13 protein-coding genes and 2 pseudogenes are annotated in these 17,748 nt (G+C 73.4%); 10 read left to right on the top strand and 5 right to left on the bottom strand.

Annotation, left to right across the window (positions count from 1 at the left end; genetic code table 11):
* Window positions 1-6: 6 nt before the first annotated feature.
* On the bottom strand, window positions 7-2,712 hold the full coding sequence (locus AC07FJ_RS32145) for a SpoIIE family protein phosphatase (protein WP_479052729.1): 2,706 nt from the start codon (window positions 2,710-2,712) through the stop codon (window positions 7-9).
* A gap of 97 nt (window positions 2,713-2,809) precedes the next feature.
* Here AC07FJ_RS32145 and AC07FJ_RS32140 point away from each other — a divergent pair, with 97 nt between their 5' ends.
* From AC07FJ_RS32140 to AC07FJ_RS32125, 4 genes and pseudogenes are all read left to right on the top strand, one after another.
* A complete protein-coding gene (locus tag AC07FJ_RS32140; RefSeq protein ID WP_355364334.1) occupies window positions 2,810-3,211 on the top strand; it encodes a cell division protein SepF in 402 nt (133 codons plus the stop codon).
* A gap of 54 nt (window positions 3,212-3,265) precedes the next feature.
* Complete coding sequence (locus AC07FJ_RS32135) at window positions 3,266-4,420, top strand: AAA family ATPase (protein WP_479052728.1); 1,155 nt, start codon at window positions 3,266-3,268, stop codon at window positions 4,418-4,420.
* Complete coding sequence (locus AC07FJ_RS32130; RefSeq protein WP_479052727.1) at window positions 4,417-4,785, top strand: nucleotide pyrophosphohydrolase; 369 nt, start codon at window positions 4,417-4,419, stop codon at window positions 4,783-4,785. Before AC07FJ_RS32135 ends, AC07FJ_RS32130 begins: the two co-directional genes overlap by 4 nt.
* Window positions 4,786-4,909: 124 nt before the next feature.
* A pseudogene (locus AC07FJ_RS32125) lies at window positions 4,910-5,419 on the top strand (DUF6099 family protein); the annotation flags it as partial.
* A 157-nt stretch (window positions 5,420-5,576) separates the two neighbouring features.
* Here the strand turns inward: AC07FJ_RS32125 and AC07FJ_RS32120 are convergent.
* Window positions 5,577-5,759 (bottom strand): hypothetical protein, encoded by a 183-nt coding sequence (locus AC07FJ_RS32120; RefSeq protein WP_361424479.1) that lies wholly within the window; start codon window positions 5,757-5,759, stop codon window positions 5,577-5,579.
* A gap of 170 nt (window positions 5,760-5,929) precedes the next feature.
* Here AC07FJ_RS32120 and AC07FJ_RS32115 point away from each other — a divergent pair, with 170 nt between their 5' ends.
* Both AC07FJ_RS32115 and AC07FJ_RS32110 read left to right on the top strand, forming a co-directional pair.
* A complete protein-coding gene (locus tag AC07FJ_RS32115) occupies window positions 5,930-6,853 on the top strand; it encodes an LLM class F420-dependent oxidoreductase (RefSeq protein WP_479052726.1) in 924 nt (307 codons plus the stop codon).
* A gap of 14 nt (window positions 6,854-6,867) precedes the next feature.
* Window positions 6,868-6,957 (top strand): annotated as a pseudogene (locus tag AC07FJ_RS32110) (RidA family protein); the annotation flags it as partial.
* A 28-nt stretch (window positions 6,958-6,985) separates the two neighbouring features.
* Here the strand turns inward: AC07FJ_RS32110 and AC07FJ_RS32105 are convergent.
* Window positions 6,986-9,550 carry a polynucleotide kinase-phosphatase gene (locus AC07FJ_RS32105; RefSeq protein ID WP_479052725.1) on the bottom strand — a complete coding sequence of 855 codons (2,565 nt, stop codon included), beginning with the start codon at window positions 9,548-9,550 and terminating at the stop codon, window positions 6,986-6,988.
* Window positions 9,547-11,010 (bottom strand): 3' terminal RNA ribose 2'-O-methyltransferase Hen1, encoded by a 1,464-nt coding sequence (locus AC07FJ_RS32100; protein WP_479052724.1) that lies wholly within the window; start codon window positions 11,008-11,010, stop codon window positions 9,547-9,549. The genes AC07FJ_RS32105 and AC07FJ_RS32100 overlap by 4 nt, the downstream gene beginning before the upstream one ends.
* 334 nt (window positions 11,011-11,344) lie before the next feature.
* Between AC07FJ_RS32100 and AC07FJ_RS32095 the strand changes: the two genes are divergently transcribed.
* The 4 genes from AC07FJ_RS32095 (at window position 11,345) to AC07FJ_RS32080 (ending at window position 17,302) form a co-directional block, all read left to right on the top strand.
* Entirely contained in the window at window positions 11,345-13,168 is a 1,824-nt protein-coding gene (locus AC07FJ_RS32095) for a hypothetical protein (protein WP_479052723.1), read from the top strand.
* Window positions 13,169-13,252: 84 nt separating this feature from the next.
* Entirely contained in the window at window positions 13,253-14,485 is a 1,233-nt protein-coding gene (locus tag AC07FJ_RS32090; RefSeq protein WP_361424493.1) for an arginine deiminase, read from the top strand.
* 206 nt (window positions 14,486-14,691) lie between these two features.
* Entirely contained in the window at window positions 14,692-15,690 is a 999-nt protein-coding gene (argF, locus tag AC07FJ_RS32085; protein ID WP_479052722.1) for an ornithine carbamoyltransferase, read from the top strand.
* A gap of 166 nt (window positions 15,691-15,856) precedes the next feature.
* On the top strand, window positions 15,857-17,302 hold the full coding sequence (locus AC07FJ_RS32080; protein WP_479052721.1) for an amino acid permease: 1,446 nt from the start codon (window positions 15,857-15,859) through the stop codon (window positions 17,300-17,302).
* Here AC07FJ_RS32080 and AC07FJ_RS32075 read toward each other — a convergent pair.
* Window positions 17,274-17,705 (bottom strand): ATP-binding protein, encoded by a 432-nt coding sequence (locus AC07FJ_RS32075; protein WP_361424502.1) that lies wholly within the window; start codon window positions 17,703-17,705, stop codon window positions 17,274-17,276. The two genes, AC07FJ_RS32080 and AC07FJ_RS32075, sit on opposite strands and share 29 nt — an antisense overlap.
* Between the last annotated feature and the right edge of the window lie 43 nt (window positions 17,706-17,748).

The raw sequence follows: 17,748 nt of genomic DNA, 5'->3' as shown, positions 1-17,748 counted from the left end.
GCTCGGCTAAGGCCGCGGGACTCCCGAGGTCCGCTCGCGCAGGGGGTGTTCCGCCCAGACGACCTTGCCCGTCCCGGTGTACCTGGTGCCCCAGCGCTCCGCGAACTGGGACACCAGGAACAGCCCCCGTCCGCCCTCGTCCGTCTCCGCCGCCCACCGCAGGTGCGGTGCCGTGCTGCTGCCGTCGGAGACCTCGCAGATCAGCGCCCGGTCACGGATCAGCCGTACGCGGATCGGGGCGGCGGCGTGGCGGACGGCGTTGGTGAGAAGCTCGCCGAGGACGAGCTCGATGGAGAACGCCTCGTCGGCCAGCCCCCACGCCTCCAGCGTCCGCCGGGCCTCCGCCCGGACGCGCCCCACGGCGGCAGGTTCCGCGGGCACGTCCCAGGTGGCGGTGCGGTCCGGCGCCAGCGTCCGCGTCCGGGCGACGACGAGCGCGACGTCGTCACGGGGCCGCTCGGGTAGCAGGGCGTCCAGGAGCGCGCGGCAGGTCTCCTCGGGTGTCCGGTCCGGGTGCGCGAGGGTGCGGCGCAGCAGCCGGAGGCCCTCGTCGAGGTCGCGGTCCCGGTCGCGGTCCTCCAGCAGTCCATCGGTGTAGAGCACCAGGCTGCTGCCCTCGGGCAGGCGCACCTCGGCCCTCTCGAAGGGCAGGCCGCCGAGCCCGAGCGGCGGCCCGGTGGGCAGGCCCGGGAACTCCGCGCGCCCGTCGGGGTACACGATCGCGGGTTCGACGTGTCCGGCGCGGGCCATGGTGCACACGCCCGCGACCGGGTCGTACACGGCGTACAGGCAGGTCGCCCCGGTGACCGTCAGCGCGTCGCCGTCCCCGCTGTCGTCCTGGTCGATCCGGGCGACCAGTTCGTCCATGTGCCAGAGCAGTTCGTCGGGGGCCAGGTCGAGGGCGGCGAAGTTGTGGACCGCGGTGCGCAGCCGCCCCATGGTGGCGGCGGCCCGGATGCCGTGCCCCACCACGTCTCCGACGACGAGACCGACCCGCGTGCCGGGCAGCGGGATGACGTCGAACCAGTCGCCGCCGACGCCCCCCTGTCCGCCTTGCCCGGCCTGCGCGGGCAGGTAGCGGTGCGCGATCTCCAGGGCGGTGTGCCCGGGCAGGGAGCGGGGCAGCAGGCTGCGCTGGAGGGTGACCGCCATGGCGTGTTCGCGGGTGTAGCGGCGGGCGTTGTCGATGCTGACGGCCGCGCGGGCGACCAGTTCCTCGGCGAGGGACACATCGCCCTCGTCGAAGGGCTCGGGCTCGTCGGCGCGCCAGAAGGTGGCCACGCCCATGATGACGCCCCGCGCCCGCAGCGGGGCGGCGATCATCGAGTGGATGCCGTACGCGACGAGCCGGCGGGCCCGGTCCGGTTCCTGCGACTGCCAGCCGTGGAACGCGGTCATGTCCGCCTCCAGCACGGCGCTGCCGGTGTCGAAGCCGCGCGCCTGCGGAGTGTGCGGCAGGAACCGGATGAGGGTGCCGGCGGGGTGGAGCGGCGTGTCGTCCCGGATGCCGCAGTACGCGACCCGGCGCATCTCGCGCGGGGAGCCGGTGCCCGTGGGCTCACCGCCGCGCAGCACGGCGTCGGGGACGTCGACGGTGACGTAGTCGGCGAACCGGGGTACCGCGAACCGGGCGAGCTCCTGGGAGGTGCGTACGACGTCGAGGCTGGTGCCGATCTCCACGCCCGCGTCGTACAGCAACTCGAGGCGGCTCTGGGTGCGGTCCGCCCGGCTGGTGACCTGCCGGAGTTCCGTGGTGTCCCGCAAGGTGGCGACGGCGCCGGGCGGCCCTCCGGTACGGTCGCCGGTCAACCGCAGGCTGACGGCGAGAAGCCGGTCGCGGGCCGGGCGGACCTCGTCGGTGGCCGGCCGCCCGGAGTCCAGCAGCCGGGCCATCCCCGGCTCGATGCCCAGGTCGCCGACGTGGCGGCCCTCCGCGTCCGGGGGCAGACCGAGCAGTCGGCGCGCCTCGTCGTTGGCGAGCAGGAGCCGGTGGCCGCCGTCGAGGATGAGCACGCCCTCCCGTACGGAGTGCAGGACGGCGTCGTGGTGTTCGTACATCCGGGCCATCTCGGCCGGCCCGAGGCCATGGGTCTGGTGCCGCAGCCGCCTGCTGACCAGGGCGGCGCCGGCCGTCGCGAGGGCGAGGGCGGCGGCCGCGGAGCCGAAGACGACGGGCAGCTGGTGTTCGACGACACCACTCACCTCGTCGACGGTGATCCCGGTCGAGACGAGCCCCACGACCCGGGCGCCGGGACCGGTGACCGGGACGACGTGCTGGATGGCGGGGCCGAGGGAGCCGTCGACCGTCTCCGTCACGGTGCCGCCGGCCACGGCGGGGGCGATGGTGCCGATGTACCGCTCGCCGATCAGGTCCGGGTCCGGGTGGGTGTGACGCGTGCCGTCGGGGGACATCACGACGACGAAGTCCACGCCGGACGCCTCGCGGAGCCGTTCGGCGTGCGGCTGGAGGACGGCGGACGGGTCGGGTCCGGTCAGGGCGGCGGCGACGCCGGGCGCCCTCGCGAAGGTCTCGGCCACGGCGGCCGAGCGCTGACGCGCTTCGCGCTCGCTGTCGGTGCGCGACTGCAGCACGAGCGCCACCACGGCGGCGACGACGAGCAGCAGCACCACCGCCGCTTGCAGGGCGAACACCTGGCTGGCGACGGCACGCGTGCTCAAGCGCGAACGCAAGCGGCCGAAAGGTCCGGCCATGTCTCATTTTCTCATATGAGCCCTCCGGCCTCCGCCGCGCGGGACACGCTGAGTGTCGTAGTTGGGCCGAACGGGTGAGGCGGGCGAGGATAGGTCCATGAGTAGGTACGAGAGGTACGACGTCACCGACGAACAGTGGGAGGGCCTGGCCCAGGTGGTCCCGCTTCGGGGGCGCAACGAGTGGCCGTCCAGGATCGACCACCGGACGATCCCGCAGGATTACGAGGCCGCCGAGCAGCGCCGCATGGTCGTACTGCGGGTGCAGGTCTTCGCGGACGCGCGGGAGGTCGCCGAGTACCTCATCGCACAGATCCCGGTCCTGCTGGACCTCACCGGGGCGGACACCGAAGTCGCCAAGCGGATCCTCGACTTCAGCAGCGGCGTCGTCTTCGGGCTCGGCAGCGGCATGCACCGGGTGGACCGGAACGTCTTCCTGCTGGCGCCGGTCGGGACCGAGGTCGAGGGCGCGGCGGCCGAGACGGCCGTCCCCCATTCGTAGGAGCCCGTCCGGGTGAATCGGTTCGCCGCGCACGCGTGACCGTACGGTCCGGCCATGGACCGCACCCACACCACGCACCCGGCCCGTCCCGCCCTCACGCAGCTGCGGCTCTCCGCCTTCAGAGCGCACCGCGGGGCGGCCCTCCCGCTCGGCCCCGTCACCCTCTTCGCGGGGCCGAGCGGAAGCGGCAAGTCCAGTGCGGTCCAGGCGTACGAGGCACTCGCGCTGCTCGGCGGGGGAGCGGCGCTCGGCCGGGCGTTCCCGGACCCGGCCGGCTGCGTACCGGACGGCGCGGCGGCGGACGCGCAGGGGCGGCGGGGGTTCCGGATCGGCTGCACCGTGGACGGCCCGGCCGGCCCCGTACGGCTCGACCTCGCCGTGCAGGCGGAACCCGAACCCCGCATCGTGAGCGAGCGGCTGACGGACGCCGACGGGCGGGTGCTGCTGGCCACCGCGCCGCACGACCCGAGGCGGGGCACCGTGCGGGCCGAGTGGCTCACGGCCGGCCCGGCGTCCATGACGCGTGAGCAGCTGCCCGACGACCGGCTCGGCACGGCGCTGCTGCCGCTGCGGGTGGCGGGGCGGACGGACGGGCAGCGGCGGGTGCTGGCCGCGGCCGAACAGGTCGTCCTGGCGCTGCGGTCCGTCTTCCCGTGCCAGCCGCGGCCCGACCGGATGCGGGCACCGGTGGAGCCGGGGGACGGCCGGCTGCGGCGCGGCTGCGAGAACCTCGCGGAGGTGCTGCACCGTACGCGCGCCGACTGCGCGCGGCGCCACGCCCGGCTGGCGGCCGCGGCCCGTGCGGGGTGCGCGGGGCCGGTGCGGGACGTGGGCGTGGAACGGCTCGCGGACGGCAGGGTGCGCGCGGTACTCGACCGGGGCGCCGGTGCGTCGCGGCACGGCACGCCGCTGGAGCGGCTCGGCGACGGCGAGCTGCGGTACCTGGCGCTCGCGCTGGTGCTGCTGACCGGGCCGCGGGTGCTCGCCGTCGACCAGGCGGTGGAGGTGCCCGGAGCGCTGCAGACCCTCACCGTCCTCGCGGACGGCTTCGACCGGGACCTGGACGGGCGCCAGGCGCGGGAACTGGTGGGGCTGGCCGCCCTCATCTGCGGGGAGGGCCACATGCGGCTGGTGGGGACGGCCGGTGAGGCGGTGGCGGGGGCCGTGCGCGGGCGGGAGGGGGTGACGGTGGTAGACCTGGGGCCGTGACGGAACCGGATGTACGAGAACTGCAGCGCCGACTGGCGGAGTTCGCGGCGGCGCGCGCGTGGCAGCCGTACCACACGCCGAAGAACCTGGCCGCGGCGCTGAGCGTCGAGGCCGCCGAACTGCTGGAGATCTTCCAGTGGTTGACACCCGAGGAAGCGGCGCGGGTCATGGAGGAGCCGGAGACGGCGCACCGGGTCGCCGACGAGGTCGCGGACGTGCTCGCCTACCTGCTGCAGTTCTGCGGCGTGCTGGGCGTCGACCCACTGGCGGCACTCTCCGCGAAGATCGACCGCAACGAGCTCCGGTTCCCGGTGGGGCGGCCACCGGGGCGCACCGCACGGGACGATCGTCACTCTCCGGAGTGATCGAGTTATTCACACTGAGTTTCCTGTCCACAGATTTCCGAATTCCCCTGGCTTTTGGGTCCGTTCAGCCTCACTCTGGGTAGTGAAAGAGTGGCGGACAGACGTACGAACGGGGGCGGCTCGCATGGACGCGGAACGACTGATCACGGCGGGTCGGGGTGGACTGGCGGAGAGCCGGGTGGCGCTCGACATCGTGGCGGAGGCCTGGCAGGCACAGGCGCTCGCCCAGGCCATCGGCCGTCACCTGGCGCTGACCGGGCCGCCGGAGCTGCGCAACGACGCGCGGGGGCTCAGCGAGATCGGCGGGCGCGGCGGCACCGTGCCCGACCATCCCGGGCTGCGCGACGGGGGCGTGCGGGCCGCCCGCCTGACGGGTGTCGCCGATGTGCGAGGCACGTTACGGGCGCTGGGCGCGCTGCTGGGCGAGGTGGGCATGGCGCTCGTCGGCGTCGCCTGCGCCACCGACGAGGAGGGGCTGTACTGGCAGTGCATCGAGGCGATCGACGCCGCCGACGAGTCCAGTGACCGGGTGCGCGTCATGCTGCGCAGACTCACGGCGCGGCAGTCGGGCAGACCCCCCGGATCGCCCGGGCCGCCCGGCGAGGAACGGTCGGCGCGCGACCCGGTGGATCCGTCGGAGCTGCAGGACCTGAAGGACCTGAAGGGCTTAAAGGACTTGGGGGAGCTGACCGGCCTGTCGACCGATCTGACGGACGCGGCGGACTCGATGGCGGGTCCGCCATGACCGGGGGTGCGCCGCCGGGACGCCGGAGGGAGCGCCGGGCCGAGTGTCAGGCCGGTCGCTCGGGGGCGGCCTCGCCGGCGGCGCGGCCGCGGTCGGCCGAGCCCTGGAGGTCGGCGTCGAGCTGCGAGAGGTCGGCGGTGAGCGCCGCCATCAACTCCTCCATCTGCTGCAGCAGGCCCTTGGGGGCGCCGGCGCCCTGTTGCTGCTCGGGCATTGCTTCCTGGGACATGAGGGCCTCCTCGGCAACGACGTGCCGACAGCTGCCGCCGGCACGCGGGCCGGGCGGTCCGGCTCCAGCCGAGCCAACGACGGGTACGGGCGGCGAGTCACCAGGTTCATGGATCTTCACCCGGGCGAGCCCGTGAAATGACGCCCGTTCGAACGGGCAGGATGGGGGGCATGGATCTCCGCATCTTCACCGAGCCCCAGCAAGGGGCGAGCTACGACACCCTGTTGACCGTCGCCAAGGCGACCGAGGAACTCGGATTCAACGCCTTTTTCCGCTCGGACCACTATCTCCGCATGGGGTCCGTGGACGGCCTGCCCGGGCCGACCGACGCCTGGATCACGCTGGCCGGCCTCGCCCGCGAGACCAAGCGGATCCGCCTCGGCACGTTGATGACCGCCGCGACCTTCCGGCTGCCGGGCGTGCTCGCGATCCAGGTCGCGCAGGTCGACCAGATGTCGGGCGGCCGCGTCGAGCTCGGGCTGGGAGCCGGCTGGTTCGAGGAGGAGCACCAGGCGTACGGCATCCCCTTCCCGAAGGAGAAGTTCGGGCGCCTGGAGGAGCAGCTGGCCATCGTCACCGGCCTGTGGGAGACGGAGGCCGGCAAGACGTTCTCGTACGAGGGGAGGTACTACCAGCTGACCGACTCGCCCGCCCTGCCCAAGCCCGCCCAGGCCAAGGTGCCGGTGCTGATCGGCGGCCACGGCGCCACGCGCACCCCGCGGCTGGCCGCGCGGTACGCCGACGAGTTCAACATCCCGTTCGCCTCGCTGGAGGCCACACGGGAGCAGTTCGGCCGGGTCCGGACGGCCGCGGAGGAGTTCGGCCGCCGCCCGGACGACCTCGTGTACTCCAACGCCCTGGTCGTCTGCGTCGGCAAGGACGACGCCGAGGTCGCCCGCCGCGCGGCCGCCATCGGCCGGGACGTGGACGAACTGAAGGCGAACGGCCTCGCGGGCTCACCCGCCGAAGTCGTGGACAAGATCGGCCGCTACGCGAGCCTGGGCTCGTCGCGGATCTACCTCCAGCTCCTGGACCTGACGGACCTGGACCACCTGGAGCTGATCTCGTCGCAGGTGCAGTCGCAGCTGGACTGAGGCCGCCTGGACTGAGGGTGGCGCCGGCCACCACGATGCTCGGGGTGACACGGCTGGCGGTCCCCGGCCAGCTGGTGGAGCTGGAGGGGACCGCCGTCGCGTGACCGTCGCGTGAGGTGACCTCGACGCCCGCTACAACCGCGGGTCCACCGGTTCCGACTCCAGGGCGAGGACCGCGAAGACCGCTTCGTGGACGCGCCACAGGGGTTCGCCGTCGGCGAGCCGGGAGAGGGCTTCCAGGCCCAGGGCGTACTCGCGCAGGGCGAGGGAGCGCTTGTGCCCGAGGAAGCGGGAGCGCAGGCGGTCGAGGTTGTCGGGGCGCGTGTACTCGGGGCCGTAGATGATCCGCAGGTACTCGCGGCCCCGGCACTTGATGCCGGGCTGGATGAGGCGGCCCTTACCGTCGCGGGCGAGGGCCTGGAGCGGCTTGACCACCATGCCCTCGCCGCCGCGGCCGGTCATCTCCAGCCACCAGTCGACACCGGCCGCGACCGACGCCTCGTCGCCGGTGTCGACGTAGAGACGCCGGGTGGTCCGGAGCAGACCGGTGGTGTCGTGCTCCACCATGCGGTCGATCAGGGCCAGCTGTTCGTCGTGCGGGAGCGCGGCGAGGCTGCGGCCCCGCGCGGCGAGCAGCTGGAACGGCGCCAGCTCGACACCGTCCAGTCCGTCCGTGGTCCAGCAGTAGCGGCGGTACGCCTCCGTGAAGGCGGCCGCGTCGACCGCCCGGTCGCGCTGCCGCGCCAGCAGCCCGCCGACCTCGACCCCGCGCGCGGCGGCCGCCTCCAGCGCGGCGAGCGCACCGGGGAAGACGGCCGACGACGCGGCGCCCACCGCCGCGTACTGCGTGCGCAGCAGACCGGAGGCCTTGAGGGACCAGGGCATCAGCTCGGCGTCGAGCAGCAGCCAGTCCGTGTCGAGCTCCTCCCACAGCCCGGCCGCCGTCAGCGCCGTGCGCAGACGGCCGAGGATCTCCTCCGTGACCGAGGCGTCGTCGAAGAAGGGCCGCCCGGTGCGGGTGTACAGGGACCCGGTGGGCCCGGTGGCCCCGGTCGGCCCCGGCTCCACGCCGAAGTGCTCCCGCGCCGCCTCCGCGTCCCGGCACACCAGGGCCACGGCCCGCGACCCCATGTGCTTCTCCTCGCAGACCACCCGCGCCACCCCGTCGGCGGCGTAGGCGGCGAACGCCTCGGCCGGGTGCTCCAGGTAGCCCTCGCGGCTCGACGTGGCGGTGGGCGCCATGGTCGGCGGCAGGTACGGCACGAGCCGCGGGTCGACGGCGAAGCGGCTCATCACCTCCAGCGCCGCCGCGGCGTTCTCCTCGCGCACACCGACGTTGCCCGCGTACCGCGTCTCGACGACCCGGCGCCCGTGCACGTCGGCCAGGTCCAGCGGCCGCCCCTGGTGGCCGCCGGGCGCCTCGGTGGCGAGCGGCTTGACCGGCTCGTACCAGACCTTCTCGGCCGGTACGTCGACGAGTTCGCGCTCCGGCCAGCGCAGCGCCGTCATCTTGCCGCCGAACACCGCGCCGGTGTCGAGGCAGATGGTGTTGTTGATCCACGAGGTGTTCGGAACCGGCGTGTGGCCGTAGACGACGGCCGCCCGGCCCCGGTAGTCCTCCGCCCACGGGTAGCGCACCGGCAGGCCGAACTCGTCGGTCTCGCCGGTCGTGTCGCCGTACAGCGCGTGCGAGCGCACCCGCCCGGACGTGCGGCCGTGGTACTTCTCCGGCAGGCCCGCGTGACAGACGACGAGCCTGCCCTCGTCCAGGACGTAGTGGCTGACCAGGCCCGCGATGAACTCCCGCACCTGCGTGCGGAACTCGTCGCTCTCGCGCTCCAGCTGCTCGATGGTCTCGGCGAGGCCGTGCGTGTGCTGGACGTTCTTGCCGTTCAGCCAGCGGCCCAGCTTGTTCTCGTGGTTGCCGGGCACGCACAGCGCGTCGCCCGCGGCGACCATGCCCATGACGCGCCGCAGCACGCCCGGGCTGTCCGGCCCCCGGTCGACGAGGTCGCCGACGAAGACGGCGGTACGCCCCTCGGGGTGGTGGCCGTCGACGTACCCGAGCTTGGCGAGCAGGGTCTCCAGCTCGGAGGAGCAGCCGTGGATGTCGCCGATGATGTCGAACGGCCCGGTCAGGTGCCGCAGGTCGTTGAACCGCTTCTCCAGAACGACCTCGGCCGCCTCCACCTCCTCGACGCTGCGCAGCACGTGCACCTTGCGGAAGCCCTCGCGTTCCAGGCCGCGCAGCGAACGGCGCAGCTCGCGCCGGTGGCGCTGGATGACGTGGCGCGGCATGCCCGCCCGGTCCGGCCGGGCGGCGTTGCGCGCCGCGCACACCTCCTCCGGCAGGTCGAGCACGATGGCGATGGGCAGCACGTCGTGCTCGCGCGCGAGGCGCACCAGCTGCCGGCGGCTCTCCTGCTGCACGCTGGTCGCGTCGACCACCGTCAGCCGGCCTGCCGCGAGGCGCTTACCGGCGATGTAGTGCAGGACGTCGAAGGCGTCGCGGCTCGCGCTCTGGTCGTTCTCGTCGTCGGCGACGAGGCCGCGGCAGAAGTCCGACGAGATGATCTCCGTCGGCTTGAAGTGCTTGCGCGCGAAGGTCGACTTGCCGGAGCCCGTGGCGCCGATGAGGACGACGAGGGACAGGTCGGTGACCGGCAGCCTGCGCGTGATGGTTTCGGTCTCGGTCATGCGGCCTTCTCCTCGGATACGGGGGCGGCCAGGGTGAACACGGCCATCTGCGTCGGCGGGCCGACCTCGGGGTCGTCGGGCCCGACGGGCACGAACTCCACGCCGTAGCCGTGCCGTTCGGCGACCGCCGCGGCCCAGTCGCGGAACTCCGCACGCGTCCACTCGAACCGGTGGTCGCCGTGGCGTACGTGTCCGGCCGGGAGGGTCTCCCAGCGGACGTTGTACTCGACGTTCGGCGTCGTCACGAGCACGGTCGCCGGGCGGGCCGCGCCGAACACGGCGTACTCCAGCGCGGGCAGCCGCTCCAGATCGAGGTGCTCGATGACCTCGCTGAGCACGGCCGCGTCGTACCCCTTGAGCCGCTTGTCGGTGTACGCGAGCGAGCCCTGGAAGAGCCGTACGCGCTCCGACTGCCGCTCGCCCATGCGCTCGATCCGCAGCCGCCGCGCCGCCAGGGACAACGCCCGCATCGACACGTCGACACCGACGATCTCGGTGAAGCGCGGGTCCTTCAGCAGCTCGCGCACCAGCTGGCCCTGCCCGCAGCCCAGGTCGAGCACCCGGCTCGCACCCGCGCCGCGCAGCGCCTCGATGATCGCCTCCCGCCGCTGGACCGCCAGCGGAACCGGGCGCTCCTCCGTGTCGGTGTCCTCGTCGACGGCGTTGTCGATCTCCTCGACGTCGCTGTCGTCCGCCGCGGCCAGCCGCGCCAGCTCGATGCGCTCCATCGCCTCGCGCGTCAGCGACCAGCGGCGCGCCAGGTAGCGGCTGGTGATCAGCTTGTGCTCCGGGTGCCCGGGCAGCCAGCCCTCGCCGACCCGCAGCAGCTTGTCGACCTCGTCCGGCGAGACCCAGTAGTGCTTGGCGTCGTCCAGCACCGGCAGCAGTACGTACAGGTGACGCAGGGCGTCGGCGAGCCGCTGCTCGCCCTCCAGTACGAGGCGGACGTAGCGGGACTCGCCCCACTCCGGGAACCGCTCGTCGAGCGCGACCGGCTCCGCCGTCACCGCCCATCCCAGCGGCTCGAACAGCTTCCGTACGAGCTCGGCGCCGCCGCGCGCGGGCAGCGCCGGCACCTCCACGCGCAGCGGCAGCGCCTGGCCGACGAGCTCCGGCCGGGCCTGGCACTGCCCCTTGAGCGCACTGGAGAAGACGTTGCCGAGGGCGACGGCGAGCAGCGAGGAGGCGGCGTACGGCCGGTCGTTGACGTACTGCGCGAGCGCCTGGTCGGGTGCGCCGCCGCGCCCCTTGCCCTTGCCTCGTCGTACGAGCGCGACGGGATCCACCTCCAGCAGCAGCGCCGCCGTGCAGCGCTCGGGCGACGCCTCCGGGTAGAGGACGTGGGCCGTGCCGTAGGAGGTGGAGAACGCCTGCGCCTTGTCCGGATGCTTGTGGAGGAGGAATCCGAGGTCGGTGGCGGGGCGTTCAGGGGTACCGGTCGTACTGATCGTCAGGAACACGTGTCCGAGTATCGACCGAGGCGGCCTTCTCCAACCATGGAATTTCGGTCGCGGATCGCCGCGGAGGTACGGGACGCGGGCGGGGGAGGCGCGCGCCGAGGCGCGGGGAGGCGCACGGGGGGCATGGAAAGGTGCACCGTTTCGTGGCCCCCGGAGCGTGTTGACGCAGGTCGGGACGAGCCCGTACGTTCGTGGACGCGTGGAGTGACGGCCTCCCAACTGGGCCTGAAAAAGGGTCAGTTGGGAGGGACGATGTCTCCCCTTACCGGTGGCGGTGGACCGAGGGAGGGGACGGCCCACCGCCACCCCGACGAACCGACGACTGGGACGGCACATGAGCCCGCGCACCGCGCCACCACCACCTGACCGCCCCGAGCCCGCGACGGTGCACCAGATCGTCTTCCGCCCCCACGCCGACGGAGGGTTCGGTCCGGTCGCCTGGTCCCACAGCCGCGACATGGCCGACGCCGTCTTCCACCGGGCCGCCGCCCTGCTGCCGGGCCCCGGCGGCGAGGACACCGGGCCGGCGCTGCTGCGCCTGCGGTACGGGGACGACGTCCTGCTCGTGCACCGGTCGCCGTGGCGCGACACGGGCGGCGGGACGGGGCCCCTCTGCCACGCGCTCGTCGGACCGGCGGAGCTCCTCACTCCGGTGACCTGCCTGGGGCTGCACGGCTGGTGCTGGCAGGGCGGCAAGCTGCCGCCCCGGGTGAGCGGGACGCTCCCGCCCGTGCCCCTGGCCGCGCTGGAACCGACGGCGCGCGAGGGCCGGACGCTGCTGGCACGGACGCTGCGGCGCGCGCGGGACGAGCTGACGGGCGCGGTCGCCGAGCTGCTGCGCGACCCCGGCGCCCGCTTCACCCTGCTGGACCCGTCGGGCGGCGAGACGGCCTGCCGGGTGCTGTGGGGCCTGCACGAGATCTTCGGCGCGTACGCCGCCGGGGCCGGGTTCGCCGCCGAGGGCGAGACCGGGGACGGCTGGACCTTCGCCACGCGCGACACCGCCGAGACGGAGGACGTGCGGTTCGTCTTCGCCGGGAGCCTGGCCGGTTTTGGTGCGCCGCCGGGCGGCGGCACGCGGCGGCGGACCGACCCCCTGGAACGGCGCGCGGACCGGGCGGACGGGATCGCGCGGCAACTGGTGGCGAGCCATCTGCGGTCCGACGTCGGCGCCACGTTCCGGGCCGCCGCGGAGCAGGGGCCGGGCACGCTGCTGGACATCGCGGAACGCGCCCTCGCACTGCTCGAGAACGAGCCGGCGACCCGTGCGCGTACGCCTACGCCTACGCCTACGCGCACCCGGACGCAGGCGGCGGTACCAGGAAGCCCCGCCGCCCCCGACTGGCCGGTGCCCCGGCGCGGGCCGCGCGGGCCGCTGCACCGCGTAGGGCGCTCCGGCCCGCGGCGCCCCGGCCGGCTGCCCGCCGCGCTCGCCGCCGTCGCCGAGGCGGGCGTGCCGCTGCCGCGCGAGGCGGCGGCGGTGGCCCCGGACACCGAACTCCTGCGGGCGCTGCGCCGGCCCGTCCCGTACGAGGTGCTGACGCGGCTCATGGAGGAGGCCGTCGAGCGGTGGCCGTCCTGGAACCGCGAGACGCGCACCCAGCTGTGCGTCGTCCTGCTCGACCAGGAGCTCTTCCTCACCGACCGGCCCGTCGGCCTCGGCGACCCCGACTGCGAGGTGCGCGCCGCCAACGCCGCGTCCGTCTACCGCTGGGCGGTGCGCCCGCTGCTGGGCGACCCGCGCGTCGCCGACCGGGTGGCGGTCCTGCTGCCCCGGCTCAGCACCGGCCCGCACCGGGCCGCCCGGGCGGCGGTCCGGCGGATCGTGGAGAGCGACGAGCCGCGCCTGCCCGAGGCGGCGTGGCAGGCCCTCCTCATGGCCTCCTACACCGCCGAGCCTCCGCCGAAGCCGAAGCCGAAGCCGGAGCAGGAACCGAAGCCGAAGCCGAAGCCGGAGCAGGAGCCCAAGCAGGGCCCGAAGCCGGAACCGGAATCGGCGGCGGAACCCGAGTCCGTACCCCGGGCGCAGCCCCCGTCGGATCCCCAGCCCGCGCCCGCCGGGCTCTCCGTGCAGGACGGCCGCCTCGTCCTCTACGGGCTGAGCGCCGCCCTCGTGGTCCTCCTCCTGGTGCTCATCACGCTGCTGACGGCGTTCTGACGGTACGTTCGCGGTCACGACCCCGGGGACGTTCGTGCCGCACGCGGGGGCGCGCCGAGCGCGCGGCTCGGCCAGGATGGGTGCATGGGATTCCATGTCGATTCCGAGACCGGGCGGCTCCGCCGCGTCATCCTGCACCGGCCCGACCTGGAGCTGAAGCGGCTCACGCCCAGCAACAAGGAGCGGCTCCTCTTCGACGACGTGCTCTGGGTGCGGCGAGCCCGCCAGGAACACGACGGGTTCGCCGACGTGCTGCGCGACCGAGGCGTGACGGTCCACCTCTTCGGCGATCTGCTGCGCGAGGCACTGGAGTTGCCGGCCGCCAGGAAGCTCGTCCTCGACCGGGTCTTCGACGAGAAGGAGTACGGGCCGCTCGCCACGGACCACCTTAGGGCCGTCTTCGACGAGATGGAGACGGCCAGGCTCGTCGAAGCGCTGGTCGGCGGGATGACGAAGCGCGAGTACCTCGCCGGCCACCCCGAGCCGACCTCCGTCCGGTTCCACGTGATGGACCTGGACGACTTCCTGCTGCCGCCCCTGCCGAACCACCTCTTCACCCGGGACACCTCGGCCTGGATCTACAACGGCGTCGCCATCAACGCCATGCGCTACCCCGCCCGGCAGCGCGAGACCGTGCACTTCGAGGCGATCTACAAACACCACCCCCTCTTCACCGGCCCGGAGGCGGGCGCCTTCCACCACTGGTCGGAGGGGCAGGACGACTACCCGTCCACCATCGAGGGCGGCGACGTCCTGGTCCTCGGCAACGGCGCGGTGCTGATCGGGATGAGCGAGCGGACCACCCCGCAGGCGGTGGAGATGCTGGCCCGCGGCATGTTCGCGGCCGGCTCGGCGCGCACGATCGTGGCGCTGGACATGCCGAAGAGCCGCGCGTTCATGCACTTGGACACCGTGATGACGATGGTGGCGCCGGACACGTTCACGCAGTACGCGGGGCTCGGCATGCTCCGCTCGTACACCATCGACCCCGGGGACCGGATGGGCACGCTCAAGGTCTCCGACCACCCGCCCGAGCACATGCACAGCGCCATCGCGGCGGCGCTCGGCATGACCTCCATCCGGGTGCTGACGGCGACGCAGGACGTGCACGCGGCCGAGCGGGAGCAGTGGGACGACGGCTGCAACGTGCTGGCGGTGGAGCCCGGGGTCGTGGTCGCGTACGAGCGGAACGTCACCACCAACACGCACCTGCGGCGGGAGGGCATCGAGGTGATCGAGATCCCGGGCAGTGAGCTGGGGCGCGGCCGGGGCGGTCCGCGCTGCATGAGCTGCCCGGTCGAGCGTGACGCCATATGAGGCGCGCCTGAGCCGGGCCGGGCGCCCGCGCCCCGCCCATGAGCCGGGCCGGGCGCCCGCGCCTCGCCCATGAGCCGGGCTGGCGTCCGCGCCTCGCCCATGCCGCCGCGCCGCTGAGGGGCACCTCACGGAAGCGAGCGAATAGAAATGCTGACCTTCGTATAGACTTCCATAGTCCCCGACCCGCCGTAACCCAGGAGCGCCCCATGGCCACCGATCTCACCGGCCGCCACTTCCTCAAGGAGCTGGACTTCACCGCCGACGAGTTCCGCAGCCTGATCGAACTGGCCGCCGAACTCAAGTCGGCGAAGAAGGCGGGGACCGAGGTCCAGCGGCTGCGGGGTCGGAATATCGCGCTGATCTTCGAGAAGACCTCCACGCGCACGCGCTGCGCGTTCGAGGTCGCGGCGGCCGACCAGGGCGCCTCCACCACCTACCTGGACCCCTCCGGCTCGCAGATCGGCCACAAGGAGTCCGTCAAGGACACCGCCCGCGTCCTCGGCCGCATGTTCGACGCCATCGAGTACCGGGGCGACGCGCAGGCGGCCGTCGAGGAGCTGGCCGCGTACGCCGGCGTGCCCGTCTACAACGGCCTGACCGACGACTGGCACCCCACCCAGATGCTCGCCGACGTGCTCACCATGACCGAGCACACCGACAAGCCCCTGGAGGCCGTGGCCTTCGCCTACCTGGGCGACGGCCGCTACAACATGGGCAACTCCTACCTCGTCACCGGCGCCCTGCTCGGCATGGACGTACGGATCGTGGCGCCCAAGGCGTACTGGCCGGCCGACGACATCGTGGCGAAGGCGCGCGAGCTCGCCGAGGCCAGCGGGGCGCGCGTCACGCTCACCGAGGACGTCACCGAGGGGGTCCGGGGCGCGGACTTCGTCGCCACCGACGTCTGGGTCTCGATGGGCGAGCCGAAGGAGGTCTGGGACGAACGCATCGCGGCCCTCGCCCCGTACGCCGTGACCATGGACGTGCTGCGCGCCACCGGCAACCCCGGGGTGAAGTTCCTGCACTGCCTGCCCGCCTTCCACGACCTGGGCACGGCGGTCGGCCGCGACATCCACGAGCGGCACGGCCTGACCGAGCTGGAGGTCACGGACGAGGTCTTCGAGTCGGAGCACTCCGTCGTCTTCGACGAGGCCGAGAACCGCATGCACACCATCAAGGCGGTGCTGGTCGCCACCCTCGGCTGATTCCGCATCGGCCCGGGGGCGGGATGGCCATGCGGGCGATGGGGTGAATATGCGCGGTACCGGTTAGTCTCGGTACAGAAGGTGGGGTCCGGGCTCACATGTCCGGACCCCTTCCGCTTGTGCGCCACCCCTGCACGAGCCCGCACCACCGCCGGGAGAACCACCCATGCAGCGCCTCAAGACCCCCGCCCAACTGGTCGCCGAATCCGGCGCCGATCTGGAGGGGCATGGCCTCAAGCGCACCATGGGCCTCTTCCAGCTCGTGTGCTTCGGCGTCGGCGCCATCGTCGGCACCGGCATCTTCGTCGGGCTCTCCGACAGCGTCGCCGAGGCGGGCCCCGCGGTCGTCGTCTCCTTCGTGCTCGCCGCGATCACCTGCGTCTTCACCGCCTTCTCCTTCGCCGAGCTGGGCAGCGCCATCCCGGTCTCCGGCAGCTCGTACTCCTTCGCGTACGCCGCCCTCGGCGAGCGCGTCGCGTTCCTCACCGGCTGGTGCCTGCTGCTGGAGTACGGCGTGTCCGTCTCCGCCGTCTCGGTCGGCTGGGGCCAGTACCTCAACGAACTGCTCGACAGCCTCATCGGCGTACAGCTGCCCGCCGCCCTCTCCGCCCCGCCCGGCGACGGCGGCATCGTGAACGTCCCCGCCGTCGTGGTGATCGCCCTCGCCGCCGTGCTGCTGGTGCGCGGCGTGCGCGAGAGCGCCCGCGCCACCGCCGCCATGGCCGTCGTCAAGATCGCGATCCTGATCCTGTTCTGCGCGCTCGCGTTCAGCGCCTTCCGCTCGGGCAACCTCTCGCCGTTCGCGGCGCACGGCCTCGCCGGGGTCACCTCGGGTGCGTCGCTCGCCTTCTTCTCGTACATCGGCTTCGACGCGATCACCACCGCCGGCGAGGAGGTCAAGAACCCGCGCCGGAACATCCCCCTCGCGATCATGATCTGCATCGGTGCCGTCACGCTGCTGTACGGGCTGGTCGCCCTCGCCGCGATCGGCGCGATGTCCGCCGACGACGTCGCCGACCAGCCGGCCGCGCTGTCGCTCATCGTCGACGAGGTCACCGGCTCCGCCCTCGGCGGCGGGATCATCGCCTTCGGCGCGGTCGTCGCCATCGCCTCGGTCGTCCTCGCCGTGATGTACGGCCAGACCCGCATCCTGATGTCGATGTCCCGGGACGGGCTGATCCCGCGCGTCTTCGAGAAGGTCTCGCCGAAGACCTCCACCCCCGTCGCGAACACCTGGATCGTCGCCGCCGTCTTCGCCGTCCCGGCCGCCGTCGTGCCCCTCGACGTCGTGATGAACCTGACGACGATCGGCACCCTGGCCGTCATGGCCGTGGTCAACATCGCGGTGATCACCCTGCGCCGCCGCCACCCCGCCCTCGAGCGCACCTTCCGGGTGCCGCTCTACCCGGTCAGCCCGGTCCTGGGTGTCGCCTTCTGCCTGTACCTGATGTGGGGCACCGGCTGGACCACCTGGCTGCAGTTCGCCGTCTTCCTGCTGGCCGGCGCGCTGGTGTACGCGGGCTACGGGCGCCGCAACTCGCGCCTTGCCGCCGGCGCCGGCGCCGTGCCGGAGGCGGGGGAGGTCACGTCGTCCCGAGCCCCGGGAGCGTGAACCACACCGCCTTGCCCTGCGGGGTACGGCGGTGGCCGCACGCCGCGCTGAGCGTACGGATCAGGAGCAGGCCGCGGCCGTGCTCCTGCCACGGGTCCGGTGGCGTGGTGTGGGCGGGGGACAGGTCACCGGGCGGCGCCGGGTCGCGGTCGTGCACCTCGACCTGGCACCCGGTCTCCAGCAGCTCCACCACCAGCTCGATCGGCGGGTCGCCGGGATCGGTGTGCTTCACCGCGTTCGCCACCAGCTCCGCCGTCAGCAGCTCCGCCGTGTCGGTGTCCGCCGACGCCGGAGCGTCGAGGTCCGCGAGGGCCTTCCGTACCAGCGCCCGGGCGAGTGGCACGGCGGCCGCGGAGTGCGGCAGGGCCAGGCGCCAGTAGGCGGGGCCGGAGGCTTCGAGCACGGTGGCGGTCCTCCGTTGCGTCTCTTCGGTCTCTTCGGTCTCT

It is taken from the genome of Streptomyces sp. NPDC045998 (genome assembly GCF_056430285.1).
Note: the sequence above shows the minus strand (reverse complement) of the source record. Positions and strands in the feature narration are given on the sequence as shown.

What these genes read in the sequence shown, in the direction of transcription:
- AC07FJ_RS32145 (WP_479052729.1), bottom strand. Translation starts at nt 2,712, where the DNA reads ATGGCCGGACCTTTCGGCCGCTTGCGTTCGCGCTTGAGCACGCGTGCC.
- AC07FJ_RS32140 (WP_355364334.1), top strand. Translation starts at nt 2,810, where the DNA reads ATGAGTAGGTACGAGAGGTACGACGTCACCGACGAACAGTGGGAGGGC.
- AC07FJ_RS32135 (WP_479052728.1), top strand. Translation starts at nt 3,266, where the DNA reads ATGGACCGCACCCACACCACGCACCCGGCCCGTCCCGCCCTCACGCAG.
- AC07FJ_RS32120 (WP_361424479.1), bottom strand. Translation starts at nt 5,759, where the DNA reads ATGTCCCAGGAAGCAATGCCCGAGCAGCAACAGGGCGCCGGCGCCCCC.
- AC07FJ_RS32115 (WP_479052726.1), top strand. Translation starts at nt 5,930, where the DNA reads ATGGATCTCCGCATCTTCACCGAGCCCCAGCAAGGGGCGAGCTACGAC.
- AC07FJ_RS32105 (WP_479052725.1), bottom strand. Translation starts at nt 9,550, where the DNA reads ATGACCGAGACCGAAACCATCACGCGCAGGCTGCCGGTCACCGACCTG.
- AC07FJ_RS32095 (WP_479052723.1), top strand. Translation starts at nt 11,345, where the DNA reads ATGAGCCCGCGCACCGCGCCACCACCACCTGACCGCCCCGAGCCCGCG.
- AC07FJ_RS32090 (WP_361424493.1), top strand. Translation starts at nt 13,253, where the DNA reads ATGGGATTCCATGTCGATTCCGAGACCGGGCGGCTCCGCCGCGTCATC.
- argF (WP_479052722.1), top strand. Translation starts at nt 14,692, where the DNA reads ATGGCCACCGATCTCACCGGCCGCCACTTCCTCAAGGAGCTGGACTTC.
- AC07FJ_RS32080 (WP_479052721.1), top strand. Translation starts at nt 15,857, where the DNA reads ATGCAGCGCCTCAAGACCCCCGCCCAACTGGTCGCCGAATCCGGCGCC.